The 18,518-nt window shown below is 48.6% G+C and carries 18 protein-coding genes and 1 tRNA gene; 11 read left to right on the forward strand and 8 right to left on the reverse strand.

Going from position 1 to position 18,518, the window contains the following annotated elements; all coding sequences use genetic code 11:
• Positions 1-2: 2 nt before the first annotated feature.
• The 6 genes from IPL17_RS15435 to IPL17_RS15460 form a co-directional block, all read right to left on the reverse strand.
• Positions 3-368, reverse strand: a complete 366-nt coding sequence (locus tag IPL17_RS15435; RefSeq protein ID WP_345307971.1) for a response regulator — start codon at positions 366-368, stop codon at positions 3-5.
• Positions 334-2,961 carry an endopeptidase La gene (gene lon / locus IPL17_RS15440; RefSeq protein WP_345307972.1) on the reverse strand — a complete coding sequence of 876 codons (2,628 nt, stop codon included), beginning with the start codon at positions 2,959-2,961 and terminating at the stop codon, positions 334-336. The genes IPL17_RS15435 and lon overlap by 35 nt, the downstream gene beginning before the upstream one ends.
• A 4-nt stretch (positions 2,962-2,965) precedes the next feature.
• The gene (locus tag IPL17_RS15445; protein ID WP_345307973.1) at positions 2,966-3,364 is read right to left on the reverse strand and encodes an Hsp20/alpha crystallin family protein; all 399 of its coding nucleotides are present in this window, start codon (positions 3,362-3,364) and stop codon (positions 2,966-2,968) included.
• A gap of 40 nt (positions 3,365-3,404) precedes the next feature.
• Positions 3,405-3,477, reverse strand: a tRNA-Arg gene (locus IPL17_RS15450).
• Positions 3,478-3,522: 45 nt separating this feature from the next.
• On the reverse strand, positions 3,523-3,936 hold the full coding sequence (locus IPL17_RS15455) for a hypothetical protein (protein WP_345307974.1): 414 nt from the start codon (positions 3,934-3,936) through the stop codon (positions 3,523-3,525).
• Positions 3,937-3,938: 2 nt separating this feature from the next.
• A complete protein-coding gene (locus IPL17_RS15460) occupies positions 3,939-5,504 on the reverse strand; it encodes a hypothetical protein (RefSeq protein WP_345307975.1) in 1,566 nt (521 codons plus the stop codon).
• A 155-nt stretch (positions 5,505-5,659) separates the two neighbouring features.
• Between IPL17_RS15460 and IPL17_RS15465 the strand changes: the two genes are divergently transcribed.
• Positions 5,660-6,049: a c-type cytochrome domain-containing protein gene (locus tag IPL17_RS15465; RefSeq protein ID WP_345307976.1), complete on the forward strand. Its 390-nt coding sequence runs from the start codon at positions 5,660-5,662 to the stop codon at positions 6,047-6,049.
• A gap of 30 nt (positions 6,050-6,079) precedes the next feature.
• Here the strand turns inward: IPL17_RS15465 and IPL17_RS15470 are convergent, their stop codons facing one another.
• The gene (locus IPL17_RS15470; protein WP_345307977.1) at positions 6,080-6,253 is read right to left on the reverse strand and encodes a hypothetical protein; all 174 of its coding nucleotides are present in this window, start codon (positions 6,251-6,253) and stop codon (positions 6,080-6,082) included.
• Between the two features lie 99 nt (positions 6,254-6,352).
• Between IPL17_RS15470 and IPL17_RS15475 the strand changes: the two genes are divergently transcribed.
• From IPL17_RS15475 to IPL17_RS15500, 6 genes are all read left to right on the forward strand, one after another.
• Positions 6,353-7,039, forward strand: a complete 687-nt coding sequence (locus tag IPL17_RS15475) for an FCD domain-containing protein (protein WP_345307978.1) — start codon at positions 6,353-6,355, stop codon at positions 7,037-7,039.
• 171 nt (positions 7,040-7,210) lie between these two features.
• On the forward strand, positions 7,211-8,935 hold the full coding sequence (locus tag IPL17_RS15480; RefSeq protein WP_345307979.1) for a 2-oxoacid:acceptor oxidoreductase subunit alpha: 1,725 nt from the start codon (positions 7,211-7,213) through the stop codon (positions 8,933-8,935).
• A gap of 79 nt (positions 8,936-9,014) precedes the next feature.
• Positions 9,015-10,070: a 2-oxoacid:ferredoxin oxidoreductase subunit beta gene (locus IPL17_RS15485; RefSeq protein ID WP_345307980.1), complete on the forward strand. Its 1,056-nt coding sequence runs from the start codon at positions 9,015-9,017 to the stop codon at positions 10,068-10,070.
• A 75-nt stretch (positions 10,071-10,145) separates the two neighbouring features.
• Positions 10,146-11,474, forward strand: coding sequence for an MFS transporter (locus IPL17_RS15490; RefSeq protein WP_345307981.1), 1,329 nt, complete (start codon positions 10,146-10,148; stop codon positions 11,472-11,474).
• A 91-nt stretch (positions 11,475-11,565) separates the two neighbouring features.
• Entirely contained in the window at positions 11,566-11,970 is a 405-nt protein-coding gene (gene arfB / locus IPL17_RS15495; protein WP_345307982.1) for an alternative ribosome rescue aminoacyl-tRNA hydrolase ArfB, read from the forward strand.
• A gap of 9 nt (positions 11,971-11,979) precedes the next feature.
• On the forward strand, positions 11,980-12,372 hold the full coding sequence (locus IPL17_RS15500) for a VOC family protein (RefSeq protein WP_345307983.1): 393 nt from the start codon (positions 11,980-11,982) through the stop codon (positions 12,370-12,372).
• 132 nt (positions 12,373-12,504) lie between these two features.
• Here the strand turns inward: IPL17_RS15500 and IPL17_RS15505 are convergent, their stop codons facing one another.
• The gene (locus tag IPL17_RS15505; protein WP_345307984.1) at positions 12,505-14,598 is read right to left on the reverse strand and encodes a multicopper oxidase; all 2,094 of its coding nucleotides are present in this window, start codon (positions 14,596-14,598) and stop codon (positions 12,505-12,507) included.
• A 277-nt stretch (positions 14,599-14,875) separates the two neighbouring features.
• Between IPL17_RS15505 and IPL17_RS15510 the strand changes: the two genes are divergently transcribed.
• Genes IPL17_RS15510 through IPL17_RS15525 form a run of 4 tightly spaced genes read left to right on the forward strand, consistent with a single transcriptional unit; the run spans position 14,876 to position 18,485 of the window.
• On the forward strand, positions 14,876-15,583 hold the full coding sequence (locus IPL17_RS15510) for a SpoIIE family protein phosphatase (protein WP_345307985.1): 708 nt from the start codon (positions 14,876-14,878) through the stop codon (positions 15,581-15,583).
• The gene (locus IPL17_RS15515) at positions 15,576-16,643 is read left to right on the forward strand and encodes an NAD-binding protein (protein WP_345307986.1); all 1,068 of its coding nucleotides are present in this window, start codon (positions 15,576-15,578) and stop codon (positions 16,641-16,643) included. The genes IPL17_RS15510 and IPL17_RS15515 overlap by 8 nt, the downstream gene beginning before the upstream one ends.
• Positions 16,636-17,001, forward strand: a complete 366-nt coding sequence (locus IPL17_RS15520) for an AAA family ATPase (protein WP_345307987.1) — start codon at positions 16,636-16,638, stop codon at positions 16,999-17,001. The genes IPL17_RS15515 and IPL17_RS15520 overlap by 8 nt, the downstream gene beginning before the upstream one ends.
• On the forward strand, positions 16,998-18,485 hold the full coding sequence (locus tag IPL17_RS15525; protein WP_345307988.1) for a M1 family metallopeptidase: 1,488 nt from the start codon (positions 16,998-17,000) through the stop codon (positions 18,483-18,485). Before IPL17_RS15520 ends, IPL17_RS15525 begins: the two co-directional genes overlap by 4 nt.
• The last annotated feature ends 33 nt before the right edge of the window (positions 18,486-18,518 follow it).

An 18,518-nucleotide genomic window follows, 5' to 3' on the forward strand; every position in this document is an offset into this window, starting at 1 on the left:
CATTACAAAGCCTTGATCGTTTGCTTCAAGGCAGTGATCAACTCGTCAGGCATATAGGGCTTTAACACAAAACCATTTGCGCCATGCCTAAGGCATTCTTCCTTCGAATTTGACCCCGAGGAAATTATGATGGGCAGATCACAAACATCCTGCGCGCCTCGAATTTGGTCCAAAATATCCAATCCATTCTGATTTGCCAGATGAAGATCAAGCAGGAGCACGTCTGGTTTCTCAATACGAGCAGACGCCAGGACATCAGCATCCGCTTGAAGTGCCACCACATCGAAGTCTTCCATTTTTAGCAGGATCTTCAATAAGGCGACCATTGTCACATCATCTTCTGCGAGCAGTACCTTTGACTTTGCCATTCTTATTCGCTCTCGTTTTTGTGATTTTTTTCTTTTGCGGCTTCGCTGTCAATTTCTTTACAGGCTTAGCTTTTTCCAGCGCGGCATTGATAACCTCATCGACTGATTCTGCGAAAATAAATTTCATGGATTGCCTGATCTCGTCAGGGACATCATCAAGGTCCAGTTCATTACGCTTGGGCAGGATCACGGTCCTAAGACCATTGCGATGCGCCGCCAGTACCTTTTCTTTGACGCCGCCAATCGCAAGAACCTGACCTCGTAATGTGATCTCTCCAGTCATGCCAACCTGAGGTTTGACCTTACGTCCTGAGATCAACGACACAAGGGAGGTAGCCATGGTCACGCCGGCAGACGGCCCGTCCTTCGGCTGCGCCCCAGATGGAATATGCATGTGGATGTCAAATTTCTCAAAAAATTCCTGCGGGATTTTCAGCGACGGGGCGCGTGAACGAACATATGACAATGCCGCGCGCGCTGATTCCTGCATAACATTCCCAATCGAGCCTGTCACCTGAAAACCACGCCCGCCAGGCATGGCGGTTGATTCGATGAATAATATATCCCCGCCAAAGGAAGTCCATGCAAGACCAGGCACCACGCCAGGAATGGATGTGCGTTTATTCAATTCCTCCGGCCCAAAGAAAATTGGGTGGTCAAGATATTCATCTAAAAGTTCAGGGGTAATATCAAATTGTTCAATTTTACCTTCCGCAATCTTTGTACCCGCTTTGCGGCAGACCGCGCCGATCTTGCGCTCCAGATTACGCACGCCCGCTTCGCGCGTATATTGACGGATGATCATTTTCAAGGCATCGTCTGTGAAAGTAATCTCCCCAGCCCGCAAACTGTTCTCTCGGATCTGACGCGGAATAAGATACCCGCGCGCAATAGCCAGCTTTTCATTTTCAGTATAACCCGACAGGAAAATAAGCTCCATGCGGTCAAGCAATGGGCGCGGAATGGTTTCCAGCGTGTTGGCGGTGGTAATAAAGAAAACTTGCGAAAGATCGTAAGAGACTTCGAGATAATTGTCTCGAAACTCAACATTTTGTTCAGGATCCAACACTTCAAGCAATGCCGAAGCGGGATCGCCGTGGAAATCATAAGTAAGCTTATCCACTTCATCGAGCATAAAGACAGGATTCTTGGAATCAACCCGCCGCAGGGATTGCAAAATCCGCCCCGGCATCGCGCCAATATAAGTACGCCGATGTCCGCGGATCTCGGCCTCATCACGCACGCCGCCCAAAGATGCGCGGATAAACTTGCGCTCCATGGCGCGCGCAATGGATTGTCCCAAGGATGTTTTGCCGACCCCAGGCGGACCAACAAAGCACAGAATTACACCTTCGCGCTCATGACGGATTTCATCGGTCGAAGCTTCCTTTTTGTCATCTTTCCGGTCAATACGCAATTTTCGGATCGCAAGGAACTCAAGGATACGGTCTTTCACATCTTCAAGTCCGAAATGATCCTTATTTAAAATCTCGCGCGCATGGGAAATATCAAGATTATCTTCTGTAGATTTTGTCCATGGAAGCGCCACCAGCCAATCCAGATAAGTACGGATGACTCCGTATTCAGCAGCGGCGGTCGGTAAACGGGATAAACGATCCAACTCCTGTTTGGCCTGTTTTAGCGCTTCTTCGGGCATTTTCGCATCTTCGATCTTCTTGCGAAACTCTTCCGCCTCTTCAGACTGATCATCCCGCTCGCCCAATTCCCGTTGAATGGCTTTCATTTGCTCGCGCAGAAAATATTCGCGCTGTACTTTTTCTATTTCTCCGCGCGCTTCGTTCTGGATCTTTTGTCCGATCGTCAGTACTTCAGATTCGCGCACTAGCAGCCCGATCAGTTTTTTTAATTTTTCATAAACTGAATCCAACTCAAGAATCTCTTGCGCATCCTTCAAGTTAATGCGCTGAAAATTGGCGATGGTATACGCAGTTTGTAATGGGTCTTCAAGAGAAGTGATCGAGCCAACCAGTTCATCCGGAAAAGAAGGGATCATCTGCGTGATCTGTTGGAATTGATCCCGCGCATTACGCGCCAAGGCGTTGGTCTCAAGGTTATCTTCATCGGTCTCAGGAAGCAGGTGTATATGCGCTTTTAGATACGGCTCCTCCGCGACAAACTCGCCAAGACGGAAGCGTTCAATGCCCTGAACCAGCAGGCGCACGGTGCCATCCGGCGCACGCAATAAGCGATGAACCGTCGCAATGGTGCCGATCTGATAGAGTTCGTTCGGGCCCGGCGTTTCCTTTTCGGGGTCAAGAGCCGCCACCAGACCAACCAGCTTATCCCCACCGACAACATCATCCACCAATCTGATCGAACGAGCCTGCCCAACCGTCAACGGGACCGCAGTATTGGGGTATACCACAACTCCGCGCAATGGAAGAATGGGAATGATATCGGGGAACTTCTGCTCTTCGTTTTTCTCGCCATTTTCCGGGGCGGGAGATGCGTCATCTTTTTTCGGGATGCGCGAAAATGCCGACGACATGAACATCCTGGTTAGCTCGTCGTCAGTCTCGCCAATGGATTGAAAGAATTCGTGGATACCTGATTGCCAGCGTTCTGCGGCCATAGTGTTATTCAACCTTATTTCGATCTGAAATTTCTTTAGGGAGGATAATTGTTAAAAACCCATCCTGATATTCTGCGCGCGCCTGCTCTATATCTACAGGGCCGGGTAAGTGTACCGAGGTCTCAAATTTTCCAAAACGAATTTCCATTTGCTGATAAGCGCGTCGTTCAAGAAAATCGGGACGTGTGCCCGAAACCAGCAATATATTGTTTTCAAGGGAGATTTCAAAATCATCGTCACGCATCCCCGCTATTTCAACGAGAACGACATATGTCTCTTCATTCTCATATTCGTCTGTGGGCGGACTCCATACATGAGAGCGAACCTGCCAACTCACGGCATGTAGAACTTCACGTCGGGTATCCAAAAGTGTTGCGCTTGACTTACGAATAACCGTAGGCATAGGTTTTCTCCTTACTATGCACGATGGATTTAATTTATAGTGCCCTCGGAAGGAATCGAACCTTCAACCTACTGCTTAGAAGGCAGGCGCTCTGTCCGTTGAGCTACGGGGGCTTTTGTTAATTACACTGTCCTCTTTTTTCAATTATAAAGAACAAGTTATTGGTAAGGCCTTAATCCTCGATAGACACGCGGACCGGAAATCGTTCGCAAAATGGTATCCGCAGATCTATTAAGTTTTTTTGCAAGATCCTCGGCTGACATGGGGATGTTTCCATTTACCAGGAAAATTCTAAAGACAGCCTCCACCAAGGCGGTATGAGCATCCGAAAAATCGGGAAGCAGGGCGCAATGACTCATCAATGCGTGCTGAACTCCATCCACAGGCTTAACTTCCGCAGTTTGGAGATCGACCCAATCGATCATCGTACCTTCCTCTGCATCTGCGAAAACGGCCTGATGTTCAGGACATAACAGGGAGCGCAGGAAGACGTGCCAATCTCTTTCATTTTTCTTCCACCAATCAAAATCAATATGAAAGGGTGTCTTTACTGAAGGTTTTAGAAGACTCATTCTTATTCCTCATCCAGGCGATAATGCAAGTCGCCTACGTGCTTGAAAACAGGATTAGTCTCCAGCAGGTAAAAGAGCGGCGCAGGCGGAACGCGGCGCACAAGATTCACTGCGGCATATAACTCCTGAGCATGCACATGACCTTGCGGGTTGGATTTTGTCAGTTCACGCATTACCAACAAAACGAGCTCATCAAAGGAACGTTTCTTCTCCCAAACAGGGTCAAGGGATTTGAAGTCTGGAACGTGAATGGTCATACGGTCATTGAATTCAGCGGTAATGGCCTGTTTCAACATTGCGAAGACAAAGCCGCCATCTTTACCGACCATAACAGTGCGCACCCAATCTTTTGAAGAACGCTGGCTTTTGACTTCAACGATCACTTCACCAGGGTTTTCGCCGCGTTTTACCTGAACAAGAGACCCGGGGATCAACTGATGAGACTTGTACCATTCGCGCAAGCCATATACATAACCATGTTCAAGCACAACCCAGGCCGGGATGCGTTGTTTGGTTTTACCATCAACCAGTGTAAAGCGCACGCGTTCTGATTCATAGGCGGTAGGAAATAACCTGCGCGCTCTGGCAGACATGGGCAAGGTTCCTGCACGTAAATGGGGGTAGATCAAAGAGATCGTAACAACCGAAATATCTTCGCGCAGGTCACCCTCCGCAACAGGAGTCAGCTCATCGTCCAATTGCGCCTCAAGATTTTTCATCGCTCCGCTCAATACATCGCGGTCATGTTCAATTGGGGTATATTGCAATGGCGGTGGAATTTCGCGGACATAATCGGGCTCAAGGCGGCGCAAGCACCAAAGCACCTGACCAGCGGGGCCAACTTCATCAAAGCGATCATCATCCTGCAGAGCATAATTCAAAGAGAATTCGGCCAGCTTGGTATTTATGCCGGCAGGAAGTTCAATATCCTTGATCAATGCCGCTGTCGGAAGCGGTTCCCCGCCCGACATATCCAACACAGCTTCTGCCAGATTCAACTGTCCGCGATTAATATCGACCAACAGCGCGCTTGGGAACCAACGCCCGGCAATCTTGACAAGACTTTCATCTGCGTGAAAGGCAGCTTCCAGTTTTTTATCGATCACATCGCCATACTCACGCAAAATAGCGGCAGGCACCAGATCATCATTTTCGGGCACAGGAATTGGAGCCTCGTTGAGGAAGTGCGAACGAAGGTTTGAGGCAAACATCCGCTCAGATTGATCATCCATCATCACAGTTAGTACGTCAAAATCACCTATCGATGGATTAACTCCTTCGCGAACTCCAATAACCTTACCTGGTTTCCAATCCAATGCTGGAAACACAATCTGATCACCAACCTGATAAGTTTCTTTCGGAAGAAAGCTCCTACCATTGGCTTTTTGTTTAAGTTCTGCAGCAGCTCGTTCTTCCTTGATACGGGCATCTACAAATTCAGCAGTGAGATCACGCAGAGTCAGTGGAGTCTCACGCTCAAATAAAAAGCTGTGTAGATTTTCAACATCCTGCGGGGTGACTTGAAGCGAAGACCAAAAATCGTTGGGAAGTTTAAATGCGCCTGACATACTCAGCCTTGAAATGAAATTACGCGATAACCATGCGTAGTTACGAATTATACCTTACCTTTTTTGTTATTGCGAAAAAAATCACGGGTAAGAAAACACATGATTTTCACATCCAGTTTGAAACAAAATAAAGTAAATTTCAATCAGGAGACGAGATGAACAAAAAATTATTATTGGTTACGGCATTCTTTGTATTAACCATATTATCTGCATGCGGCGGACAAGCCACCCAAGCTCCGCTGGTATCCACTGTGCCAACCAACAGCAACGTAAGTTTCGCCAATGATGTGATGCCGATCATTGAAAGCCGCTGCGTTAAATGCCATGGCGGAGAATCAGTGAAGAAAGGCCTTGACATGACAACCTACGAAGGGGTAATGAAAGGATCCACCAATGGAGTTGTAATCGAGCCAGGCAACGCTGATAATAGCCCGCTCATCGAATCCATCGTGAATAAAAAAATGCCAAAACGCGGAAACAAGCTTACCCCTGAAGAGACACAGCTGTTTATTGATTGGGTTAACTCTGGAGCGGAAAATAATTAATTATAAAAAAGATCTCTTGCTTAATTAAGTTTATTTTTTCCCCCCCCCCCCCCGGTGGGGGGGTGCACCAAAGGTTTCTTTTTTTTTTTTTTTAAAATTTTTTTTTTTTTTTTTTTTTTTTTTTTTTCTTTTTAATAAAATTTTTTTGGGGGTCAAATTTGTTTCAAAGTCAGAGAACAGGATAATGGAGGATGACCAATCCATTCTCCTGTTCTCTTTTTGTGACAATTCAGTAACGTATGTTCTCTTGACTTTTCACCTAGCCGGTCGTAAAATGCAATTAATCAGATTAATCAGATTACTATGACGATATTACGCGAACGAACTTCCCCAGAGATCTCCGAATTCCTACGCTATCTGGCTTCACACGAAGAAGCAGAAGGCAGCTTGCCATCCTTAAATGATCTAAGCCGCGAGCTGGGAATTAGCCTGGCGGGATTACGAGAACAGCTGGAAGTAGCACGCGCACTTGGCCTTGTAGAAGTAAAACCACGAACTGGCATAAGAAGAAAACCGTATTCTTTTACACCGGCTGTATTAAATAGCCTGGATTATGCAATCGCATTAAATAAGGATCATTTCATCGCTTTCGCAGATTTACGTCAGCATATCGAAACCGCATACTGGCATGAGGCGGTGAAGTTACTGACCAGTGAAGACCACGAAAAATTAAAAGCACTGGTGAAGCGCGCCTGGGAAAAACTGCGCGGCACCCCAATTGAGATCCCCCACTCTGAGCATCGCGAATTACATCTGACCATTTATCACCGCCTAAACAATCCTTTTGTAGCAGGATTATTACAATCCTACTGGAACGCCTACGAAACGGTTGGATTGAACTTCTTTACCGATTACAACTATCTTACAGAAGTCTGGAATTATCATCAACAAATGGTTGACGCCATTTGCACAAACGATGTCGAGGCAGGCTATAAAGCCCTCTCGGAACATACCGATCTGATCCATCAATTAATTTCTTCGTCGCAATGACGAATCCAATAATAGGAGACACATGAATAAGATCGTCAACAATTTTTCAATTACAGTCGGCACAGTAAATGGCTCAGGCAGTTCCACGGCCAACAACACGATCCTGCGCACCATTTTCAAAATGGGCATCCCTGTATCGGGCAAGAACCTCTTCCCTCCAATATTCAGGGATTGCCGACCTGGTACACCATCCGCGCGAACAAGGATGGATTTATCGCGCACGATGAAAAACGAGACATTGTGATCACTTTGAATGTCAACTCGTTCGCACGCGACCTGGCATCTGTCACGCCCGGCGGAGCATTTTACTACGCTGATGATATCAAGCTGTCCATCAACCGGGATGACATCGCTGTTTACCCGATGCCGATAAAATCCATCGTCCGAAATGATCCGAACATCCCAACGGATTATCGCGACCTAGTCGGTAACATGGTTTACGTGGGCGTTCTCGCGCAAATGATCGATATGGATATGGACAAGATCCTTGCCGCGTTGACCTTCCATTTCAAAGGGAAACAAAAACCGATCGACATGAACTACAACGCGCTCAAGGCTGGCGCTGAGTGGGCAAAAGCAAACCTTGTAAAGAAAGACCCGTTCTATCTTGAGCCGATGAACAAAACGGATGGATTGATCATGGCAGACGGCAACACCGCCGCCGCGCTTGGCACGATCTTCGGCGGAGTGCAATTCGTGGGCTGGTATCCGATCACCCCTGCCTCCTCTCTTGCTGAAGGATTGAATGAATACCTGCCCCAACTGCGTAAACGTGAAGACGGCAAACACACATACGCAGTTATACAGGCGGAAGATGAACTCGCCGCGTTAGGCATGACAATTGGCGCGGGCTGGGCTGGATTACGCTCCATGACATCCACCTCAGGTCCGGGCCTTTCCCTGATGACCGAGTTTGCAGGACTCGCGTATTACGCTGAAGTGCCTGTGGTAATTTGGGATGTGCAGCGCATCGGACCCAGCACAGGCTTGCCGACACGCACATCACAAGGCGATCTGACCTTCACACATTTCATCGGACACGGCGACTCGCATTCAGTAATTCTGCTGCCCGGGGATGTTTATGAATGTTTTGAATTCGGCTGGAAAGCCTTCGATGTCGCCGAACGGATCCAAACTCCTGTATTTGTATTAAGCGATCTGGACATGGGCATGAACCAGTGGATCAGCAAACCATTCCAATATCCCGATACACCCATGGACCGCGGCAAAGTGTTAATGGAAAGCGATCTTGAAGAACTCAAAGGGAATTGGGGACGATATCTTGACAAAGATGGCGATGGAATTGGATATCGCACATTCCCCGGCAATAAACATCCATTAAGTTCATATTTCACACGCGGCACAGGGCATGATGAGTACGCCAAGTACACGGAAGAACCCGATACTTATTTACGTAACATGGACCGCTTAAAGAGAAAACATGAAACTGCCAAGCAATATGTTCCCGCTCCTGTTCTGCACTCGATGAAAGGCGCGACAGTCGGCATCATTGCCTACGGCTCAACGGAAGCGGCAGTGCTAGAAGCGAGACATCAACTTGAAACAGAACATGGCATCAAGACCGAATTCCTGCGCATCCGCGCCCTGCCCTTCACCAAGGAAGTAGACGAGTTCCTCGCCAAATACGATCAGGTCTTCGTTGTGGAAATGAACCGTGATGGTCAAATGCACCAAATTCTTTTGACCGAATACGCGCAATATGCGCCAAACCTGAAATCTGTGGCATTCGGTGATGGCATGCCTGCTTCTGCAAAATGGGTACGTGAAGGCATCCTCGCCAAGTATGTTGGCGGAAAACAGAAGGCAGTGAGCGGTAAAAAGAAAGTCGTAAAGAAAGCAGCCGCCAAGAAAGCTGCGCCCGCAAAAAGGTTTTAGCTAAGAAAGTGACAAAGAAAGCCGTAGCAGGCCAAAAGTCAAAAGCGAAGCGAAAGTAGATTAAGAAGGAGTATTACAAATGACAGAAACTCTTCCCATGGCTGGCGCAACGGCAAACGTCAATTTCGCCGGCCTCTCAAAAAATGATTATCGCGGCGCTCCCAGCACACTATGCCAGGGCTGTGGACATAACTCGATCTCAAATCAGATCGTAACCGCATTGTATGAAATGAACGTGGTACCTGAAGATGTTGTCAAGTTCAGCGGTATCGGTTGTTCATCCAAATCACCGACTTACTTTTTGAACCGCTCCTTCGGGTTCAATAGCCTGCACGGACGCATGCCATCCATCGCAACAGGCGCTCTGTTCGCAGATCACAGACTCAAAGGCATTGGCGTTTCCGGTGACGGCGACTCGGCCAGCATTGGCATGGGCCAATTCAAACATGTCATGCGCCGCAATGTGAACATGGTCTATATCGTCGAAAACAATGGCGTGTACGGACTCACAAAGGGGCAGTTCTCTGCAACCGCCGAAAAAGGTCTGAGCCTGAAGAAGCAGGGCGAAAACCCATATATGCCGATCGACATCTGCATGGAAGCGCTTGTATCGAATGCGACATTTGTTGCGCGTTCGTTCGCGGGCAACCCCAAACAGGTCAAGGAATTGATCAAGGCGGCGTTGGCGCATGACGGTATCGCATTGCTGGACATCATCAGCCCATGCGTTACGTTCAACAATCAGGTAAATGCCTTCCACTCCTACGCGTGGGGCAAAGATCACGAAGAACCCTTGCAGGAAATCTCCTACATCGCACCGCGCAGTGAGATCATGCTTGAGCGTGAAATGGCGGAAGGTGAAGTACGCGAAGTTGCCATGCATGACGGTTCAACTGTGATCTTGAAAAATCTTGAAAAAGGCTATGACACCTCCAGCCGCATCGAAGCTTTGCGAGTGATGGAAGAAGCACAGAGCAACAAATGGATGCTGACCGGGTTGCTGTATCTGGATACATCCAAGCCAAACCTGACTTCACAATACAACCTTGTTGACACACCTCTTAACCGCCTGACCGAAGCGGACCTGAGACCTGAGCGTTCTGCGATCGATAAAGTCAACGCTTTGATGTTCTAAACAAACACCGTCCACCCTGCCCTCCCCCAAATCCAAAGAGCGGATCTGGGGGAGGGTTTTTCTATGAGAAAAAATATGACAACTGAAACGGATTCCGAAAAACTTAACTTCAAACGCATTCTTCCTGTGCTGGTCATTGTTCTTGTTGATTTGATGGGATTGTCCATCATCATTCCACTTTTGCCGTTATACGCGGCGCGCTTTGGGTCATCCCCGCTGGTGATCGGAATCTTACAAGCCGCCTATCCGCTGATGCAATTTTTGGGAGCACCAATTCTAGGCCGTCTCTCAGACCGCTTCGGACGCAAACCAATCCTGGTCGCGAGTCAGATCGGAACATTCGCGGGCTTCATCCTGCTCGGTTTTGCAAATTCACTTTGGCTGTTGTTCCTGTCCCGCATTATTGACGGACTTTCAGGCGCGAACATCTCCACCGCGCAAGCAGCCATCGCAGACAGCACGAATGAAAAAACACGCACGCAAGGACTCGGATTGGTGGGCGCGGCGTTTGGGGTAGGGTTCGTACTGGGTCCGATCATCGCGTTCGTTGTGCTTGCCGCAACAGGACAAAATTATCAGGCGGTCGCATTCACTGCGGCATTCTTCTCGCTGACATCCATCCTTCTAACCACATTCTGGTTTCACGAAACACTGACCGATAGTGTGGACCCCGCCGCCGCACGCAAGAGGCCGTTCTCACTTGGCGCGATCAGGCAAGCATTGGGACGTCCCGCCATCGGGTTTCTCTTAATCATCATGTTCTTCTATCAGATCGCATTCGGCGGATACGAACAACTTTTTTCATTATTTACGCTGACTCGATTGGGAATGGACGCACGCGATACATCGGGGTTATTTGTTTTGGCCGGACTGTTCATCATCGTGGTGCAGGGCGGATTGATCGGAAAATGGTCGAAACAAAAAGGAGACCGCTGGCTGGTATTGCTCGGTCTTTCCACGCTGGCAATTGGGTTGATCGGAACCGGGCTGACTCCCCCAGTAGCGGTCCCGTGGTATGACAAAGCCAAAGTGCTGGAAAGCATGGCCGGGGAAGGCCAATTCAGCGTGGCGATTTCAAGCATTAACATTCACCTACCTGACGAATCAGCCCGCGGCTGGCTGGGAATTATATGGCTCATGATCGCAAGTTTTCCTGCCGCACTTGGCGGAGGTGTTCTCCACCCTGCAATCAACAGCTTGATCACAAAGGCATCAGATAAAAGCGAAGTCGGCGGAATGCTGGGCGTAGCCACCTCCGTCTACAGTCTGGCAAATGCAGTCGCCCCCTTATTCTATGGCGTGCTATTCCAATGGTTTGGCGGACCTGTTCCATTTTTGGTCGGTGGAGGGATACTTGCAATTCTATGGTTATACGCACCCAGGGTGGTAAAAGCAACGAAATAAAAAATTGGAAATTTAGGCAAGCAAAAGCATGGAATAGCCGAACGCTCTCCCATGCTTTTACTTATGCACCTATTACACGTATAATTTACCCATGCAATCCTTGGATCTTGAATTTCAATTGGAATATATCCGTGCATCCGGGCCTGGGGGGCAGAATGTAAATAAGGTTGCCACGGCTGTACAGTTACGCTTCGACGTAGAAAACTCCCACTCCCTCCCATCAGATGTAAAAACGCGCCTGATCAAACTGGCCGGCAAACGCATGACAAATGACGGGGTGTTGATCATTGAGGCAAGCAAGTACAGAACGCAGGAAAAGAATCGCGAAGACGCAATTGACCGGCTAAAAGAACTGGTTAGAAAAGCAAGCGAAAAACCAATACTACGCCAAAAGACAAGACCAACAAAGGCGTCAAAAGAAGCAAGATTGAAGGGAAAAAAGAAGCGGGGTGAAACAAAAAAGAATCGCGAAAAATCAAAAAATATTTTTGAGTGAATAGTTATCATGCAACAATCCATAATAAACATCACATTGGTCGTTCGAGATTACGATGAAGCGATCGAGTTCTACACTCAAAAATTGAATTTCGAATTGACCGAAGATACTCCACTCAGCGACAGGAAGCGTTGGGTACGCGTCTCTCCGCGCGGGTCAAACGGCATCTGTTTGCTGCTTGCCAAGGCAGATTCGCCCGAACAAGAAGAGCGTATTGGAAATCAAACAGGCGGGAGGGTATTTTTATTTCTACACACTGATGATTTTTGGCGGGATTATCACGAGATGAAATCCAGGGGCGTACAGTTTATTGAAGAGCCGCGCCAGGAAGTTTATGGAATGGTAGTAGTGTTTTCAGATCTTTACGGAAACAAATGGGACCTGCTCAAATCAACCAGATAAATCCGGACAGTACAAGAATCGTGTTTTGGCTATAACCAGCATTCAAGAATCCATAAAGTGCCTCCCCTGATAAAAACTCAAGGGGAGGCACTTTATTTGAATATATTTTTGATTTTTTTCTATATAGAGTCTCTACATTCCCTGCCCACGAACACGGGCGAGAGGCTGGCCCGGCTGCAGGGGTCCAATACGATATGGACGCATCATTTCGTTATCTTCATGCTCAACAATATGGCAGTGCCAGACGAACTGACCCGCTTTTTCAAAATGAGCATGGATGCGGGTCACCTCACCCGGATAAGCAATGACGGTATCTTTCAAACCATTTTCCCACAGCTCAGGAAGTCGGACTTCCCCGCTCAACTGGACCGGAAGTTTGACCTCGCCCGATTCTTCATCCAGCACAAGCTTCTCACGGTTGATCACATGGAAGGCGATCTCATGCACATGCATAGGGTGAGCATCAGCTGTGAAATTGTAGAATTCCCAGACCTCAACGGCGCCGACGGCTGGATTTTCAGAGACTTCCTCCATCCATTCTTGCGCAGTGGGCTTCCCGTCATCAGAAACAACGCCTAACTTGGCCTCAGAAGGACCATCGTGGACCATGGACATCTCCTCCATCAGCGCCAGGCGACGGGTGAAAGTGGGTGTGGGCAACTCCTGGATCACTGGCATCCTAAGGTATTGCGGTGGAGTGCTTTCATCCTTCCCTGTGGCTGCGACCACACGGAACTCAAGGATCTGCCCAGTTGTCTCGGGGTCAGCGATCTCAAAATCTTCACCGGGTATGCCGCCGCCATACGGTTCATCTGGACCGAGATTCCGCAGAACAAAATTTCCCAACGGAACTTTTGTGAAGTCCACGATCAGGTCAGCGCGTTCGGCTGGCGACATCAAAAGTCGATTCTCATTTGCGCCGGTCAAGTTAACCGCCTCGACCAGCAAACCGCCCTCGTTACCGATCTGCCAGACTTCCACGCCGGGGATGCCGGCAAAGTCCAGGATCAAGAAACGCGACTGACAGCCATTGAGCATGCGCAAACGGTAGCGACGCTGCTCGACAGTCTGGAACGGCCAAGTATTCCCATTGACGATAAGAGTATTTCCAAAAAACTCAGGATTCCAAATGGGCGAAACATCTGTCTCTGGGATGTATGGTCCCTCGTATTCATCAAAGTATTCGCGGCTATTGGGATAGAATAATGAACCATCGGCGTTGAAGGCTCTATCCTGAATGGCCATGGGAATTTCGTAATATGTCTTATCTGGGGGGAATGGATCTGAATCTTTTGGAGCAGGCCCGGGCAGTACGGCTTTTTTATCTGTACGGCTATCTATAATAACATCATCGCCCGCCGCCCCACCACGAATAATAAAGAATCCTGCCGGCCCTGCGTAAACATTGAGGCGGGTCATACCTAATGCATGATCGTGATACCAAATAGTGGCCGCGCGTCCAAGATTAGGATACTGAAAAACGGCTGACCCGGGCTCCCACTGCACATCATATCCTTTCCCGGCCTTGTCAGCAAAGAAGTCATACCAAGTACCAACCTTTGCAAAGTCACTCGGGATGTTTGCAGCCGCAGGAAGATACCAAGCTTCGGCATAGCCGTCACTGTCATCTTCCACACCGATCGCTCCATGAACATGCGCAATAATCGGAACGGGACCAGTATAGCTTTCAGGAGTGACCGCAAATTTCGGACGAAAATCGCGCTCCGCTTCGCCACCGCCCGGGTTAGCCCAATGTAAAGTAGGGTCAACCGGAAGAATATGAGGAAGGTAGTTGCCCTTTTCATCCACGAGTTCATTGATCCACTTAATACGCACGGGTCTTCCTGACGCAGCCTCAATAGTGAGGGATGGGGCATTATGCAGCAATAAACCATTCGGACTGGCCGACTTGACCGCACCATAGCCCCAAACTGTTGTCTTTGGCATATTGTCAGGCAGGATCTGCTGTTCAAACTGCCGCATTGAGATCTCGTAATAATCGATCTCAGAACTACCTGAACCAACCGTACCGGCTTTCGGCATGACTGGCGGGATGAGTAGAGCCGCTTTGAACTTATTGATCTGTTCAGGTCCAAGCAGATCAACCGGGACAAATTTAAGGCCGGATGGTTTTAATTTTTCACCAACCGTATATCCAACAGCAACCAATAAACCTACCGCACCACTAATAGCACCAACTTTTATGAAATCTCTTCTAGTTATCATGATTCCTCCAAAATTATATGAGAGCAGATGAATTTAAATCGGTTAATCAAATGAATCTAACCAATGAAAATTATACGCATAGTTAGAACAATGGGATGTAATATTCTGTAATTAATCCGTGATGGGATATAGGTAGGCGTTTTTAGTGAATTTATACACAAAGGATTAATCCCTTGTCATATGACAAATTAACTGCCGCTTGCAATAATTTTGATTGATCACATTTTTTGAATAAACTGCTTTACGCTTTTACGATTCAGAATGTATACTTACCAACATGGAAATACAAATCGCGGTTGCAAAGATCAACAAGTATGCGGTTTCTGAAAGTGGCGATACGCTTGAAGTCATCGAGCGCCCCACCGGCGGATTATCTGTTGTGCTTGCAGACGGACAGACCAGCGGACGCGGCGCGAAGGCTGTCTCCCAGCTTGTTGTTCGCAAAGTGATCGGATTGCTGGCTGAAGGCGTCCGTGATGGCGCTGCAGCGCGCGCCGCTTCAGACGCATTATTCACGGATAAAGCAGGCAAAGTAACCTGCACATTAAATATCGCCTCCGTGGACCTTCATAGCAAAACCATCGTACTAACACGCAACAACCCCTCGCCCATGTTCATCTGCCGTGGTGAGCAAATCGATTCACATAGTGAAGACAGCCTATCGCTTGGTACATCAAGGAATGTCCGTCCGGTCATTACTGAACTGCAGATCGAGCCCGACCTTACCATTGTGCTTTTCACCGACGGTATCATTCACGCCGGCAAAAGACGCGGACAACCCATGAATGTCGGAGAAACCATCCGCTCGATCATGGAAGACCAAGACCCTACGCCACAGCAGCTCGCCGACTCCCTGCTCGCGCACGCTGTCATCCTGGATGACAACCGCCCCGCTGACGATATCAGCGTGCTCGTGTTCAAAGTCTCAGCCCGCAGAGGCGACGATGTCCGGCGCATGAGTGTTAGATTACCCATCAATGCCTAAAACGCGACACGCTAAATCGGGTTCGCGCCGTCATCGCTGGCAACACCTGCGCGCATCCCTGCGAGATACGACTATTTTACTGAGCGAGTTTCGCTCGGCGCTGTTATGGTTCTCATTTGCAATCCTGGGCGGCGGCGCACTTTTTTATTTTCTCTCAAATCTTTTTAACGAGCCGGTCGGCAGTTTGACCGAAGCAATTTACATCGTTCTCACCATCACATTTTTACAGCCCCCCAACCGTGACTTTCCACAGAATCTCGTTTTACAATCATTTCACTTTATCATGCCGCTGGTCGGGGTCGTCATGCTCGCGCAGGGATTGGCAGATTTCGGAAGCTTGATCTTCAATCGCCGCACGCGCAATAAGGAATGGGAAATGGCAGTCGCATCCACATTAAATAAGCATGTCATCCTCGTCGGTCTGGGACATCTCGGCTATCGTGTGGCTCTCAAACTGCATGAAACAGGCGAACAGATATCAGTGGTCGAATTCAACGCAAACATAGATACGCTTAGCGCGGTGCGCGAACTGGGGATTCCCGTCATCCACGATGACGCCACCCGCCCTGCCGCACTCGAAGCGGCCAACATCAAAGATGCGCGCACCATCATCCTGGCCAGCCAAAATGACGCGATGAATTTACAGATCGCCCTCAAGGCGCGCAGTATGAATAAAAACATCAAAGTGGTCATCCGAATCTTTGATGAGGATTTTGCGCACTCGCTTCAGGAACAATTTGGTTTTATTGCTTTAAGTGCCACTGAAATGGCGGCTCCGGTTTTTGCCGCCGCCGCCACTGGAACTGATGTCACCAATCCAATTTCAATTGAAGGTCAATTACTCAGCCTGGCACGCATCGTCACATCCGATAACGCAGCCTTTGTAAACAAGACCGTCGGCTATCTTGAAGATCACTATCATCTCAGCATTGTGTTGATCCGCCACGACCATCAATCTGAAATGCACCCCACCGATAACAGCCCGATTCACGCGGGCGACACCCTGGCTGTGCTTGGCGGACCCGATGAACTGCATCGCCTAGTTCACGATAATGAATGAGCCTGATAAACAATTATTGATCGGTATTGTCGGGCCTTGCGGCTCAGGCAAGTCCACGCTTATAAACAAGCTTGAAGAACGCGGCTATCACTGCCGCCATATCGCCCAGGAACATTCTTATGTCAAGCATATGTGGCAGGTCATCACCAAACCTGATGTCTTGATCTATCTACAATGCTCATTTGAAAACTCCACTACACGCCGAAATTTAAATTGGAGACGCGCGGATCACGAAGAACAACTCCGCAGACTATCACATGCGTTCGAACACGCCAATCTCATTATTGACACCAACAAATTAAATGCGGATGATGTTTTCGCCAGCGCATTATCGTATTTACAGGGATACTTTTCATGAAACCAATATTCCTATTCTCAAACCTGACGCTTCTTTTCCTGACCTCGTGCCTGCTCTTTTCAAAACCGACAGAGTCCACGCCCGGGCAGATCCCACCCACAGCAACCGCCACATCTCCCAATGACCGCAGCATTTACAGAGACGGGCTCACTTCTGAATATCAACCCATACTAGATCAATTGCCGTACGCGAGCATGTATGACATAAGGTTCAATATCGCAGATGACCTGTTCCATATCACTGGCAGTGAAACCGTGATCTACAGCAACGCCGAAGATGTTGAACTGAAAGAAGTAAAGTTCCGTTTATTCCCCAACATCCTCGGCGGCGATATGCATGTGAATGAAGTCTTTGTTAATGATGAAGCGATCATTCCTAATTACACCCTGGACGACAGCCTGCTGACCGTGCCTTTAAAAAAACCACTTCAACCCAAAGAGAACACCACGCTGAGAATGGAGTTCAATATCACTGTACCGCAATCCATTGACTTAAATTATGGGGTGCTGGCCTACTATGGAAATGTACTCGCCCTCGCCCATGCCTACCCCATGATCTCGGTCTATGATGACGAAGGCTGGAACGCGGAGATCCCCCCGCAATCCGGCGATGTGACCTATGCAGATATGTCCTTCTTCCTCGTCACCGTGGAAGCGCCAAAGAATCTAACGCTTGTCGGCTCGGGGCGGGAAATCAGCCGTCACGCGGAGCGAACCGGGAACAGGCAAACGGTCAGATATGAAGCGGGACCGGTACGCGATTTTTATCTGGCGGCAAGTCCAGATTATGAAGTTGTATCCAAAAAAGTTAATGGCGTTACGCTCCGCTTTTATGCCCCCGACAATTTTCAACGCGGCGCAGAATCCGCTTTAGAGGCGGCGGCAAAGTCACTCGAAGTCTTTGGAAAAAGATACGCGCCCTATCCATATTCAGAATTGGATTTTGTCACCACACCCACCTATGCGCTTGGAATTGAGTATCCCGGCATGATCGCCATTACAGAATGGATCGTGGACCCAGATAATAGTTATTTGGAAGCCACAGTCGCGCACGAGATCGCGCATCAATGGTTCTACAACCTGGTCGGCAACGATCAATTAGATGACCCGTGGCTGGACGAGTCCCTGTCACAGTTTGCCACCCTGGAATATTTTTCCGACACATACGGACAAACTGGCGCACTAGGCTTTCGTCTGGATTTGGAGGGACGGTGGAATTCGATCGGGCAGGCGGAAATTCCAGTGGGACTGCCCGTACGCGATTACACAGGCTCGGAGTATAGCGGCATCGTCTATGGCCGCGGCGGATTATTCTTCGAAGCCCTGCGTGATGAAATGGGAAGTGAGAAATTCGATGCGTTCATGAAAGAATACGTCAAAACAAATGCCTGGGATATCGCCACGCCGCAAAAATTTCAGTCACAGGCCGAACTGGTCTGTGGCTGCGACCTGACTGACCTATTTAACGATTGGATATTCCCGTAAACCAATCAACCGAGTATAATGGCGTCCGCGCAG

It is taken from the genome of Candidatus Villigracilis saccharophilus (assembly GCF_016711665.1).

Coding starts and splice junctions, on each gene's coding strand:
- IPL17_RS15465 (WP_345307976.1), top strand. CDS start 5,660: ATGAACAAAAAATTATTATTGGTTACGGCATTCTTTGTATTAACCATA.
- lon (WP_345307972.1), bottom strand. CDS start 2,961: ATGGCCGCAGAACGCTGGCAATCAGGTATCCACGAATTCTTTCAATCC.
- IPL17_RS15515 (WP_345307986.1), top strand. CDS start 15,576: ATGCCTAAAACGCGACACGCTAAATCGGGTTCGCGCCGTCATCGCTGG.
- IPL17_RS15485 (WP_345307980.1), top strand. CDS start 9,015: ATGACAGAAACTCTTCCCATGGCTGGCGCAACGGCAAACGTCAATTTC.
- IPL17_RS15490 (WP_345307981.1), top strand. CDS start 10,146: ATGACAACTGAAACGGATTCCGAAAAACTTAACTTCAAACGCATTCTT.
- IPL17_RS15435 (WP_345307971.1), bottom strand. CDS start 368: ATGGCAAAGTCAAAGGTACTGCTCGCAGAAGATGATGTGACAATGGTC.
- IPL17_RS15500 (WP_345307983.1), top strand. CDS start 11,980: ATGCAACAATCCATAATAAACATCACATTGGTCGTTCGAGATTACGAT.
- IPL17_RS15520 (WP_345307987.1), top strand. CDS start 16,636: ATGAATGAGCCTGATAAACAATTATTGATCGGTATTGTCGGGCCTTGC.
- IPL17_RS15525 (WP_345307988.1), top strand. CDS start 16,998: ATGAAACCAATATTCCTATTCTCAAACCTGACGCTTCTTTTCCTGACC.
- IPL17_RS15510 (WP_345307985.1), top strand. CDS start 14,876: ATGGAAATACAAATCGCGGTTGCAAAGATCAACAAGTATGCGGTTTCT.
- IPL17_RS15455 (WP_345307974.1), bottom strand. CDS start 3,936: ATGAGTCTTCTAAAACCTTCAGTAAAGACACCCTTTCATATTGATTTT.
- IPL17_RS15445 (WP_345307973.1), bottom strand. CDS start 3,364: ATGCCTACGGTTATTCGTAAGTCAAGCGCAACACTTTTGGATACCCGA.
- IPL17_RS15460 (WP_345307975.1), bottom strand. CDS start 5,504: ATGTCAGGCGCATTTAAACTTCCCAACGATTTTTGGTCTTCGCTTCAA.
- arfB (WP_345307982.1), top strand. CDS start 11,566: ATGCAATCCTTGGATCTTGAATTTCAATTGGAATATATCCGTGCATCC.
- IPL17_RS15470 (WP_345307977.1), bottom strand. CDS start 6,253: ATGGATTGGTCATCCTCCATTATCCTGTTCTCTGACTTTGAAACAAAT.
- IPL17_RS15505 (WP_345307984.1), bottom strand. CDS start 14,598: ATGATAACTAGAAGAGATTTCATAAAAGTTGGTGCTATTAGTGGTGCG.
- IPL17_RS15475 (WP_345307978.1), top strand. CDS start 6,353: ATGACGATATTACGCGAACGAACTTCCCCAGAGATCTCCGAATTCCTA.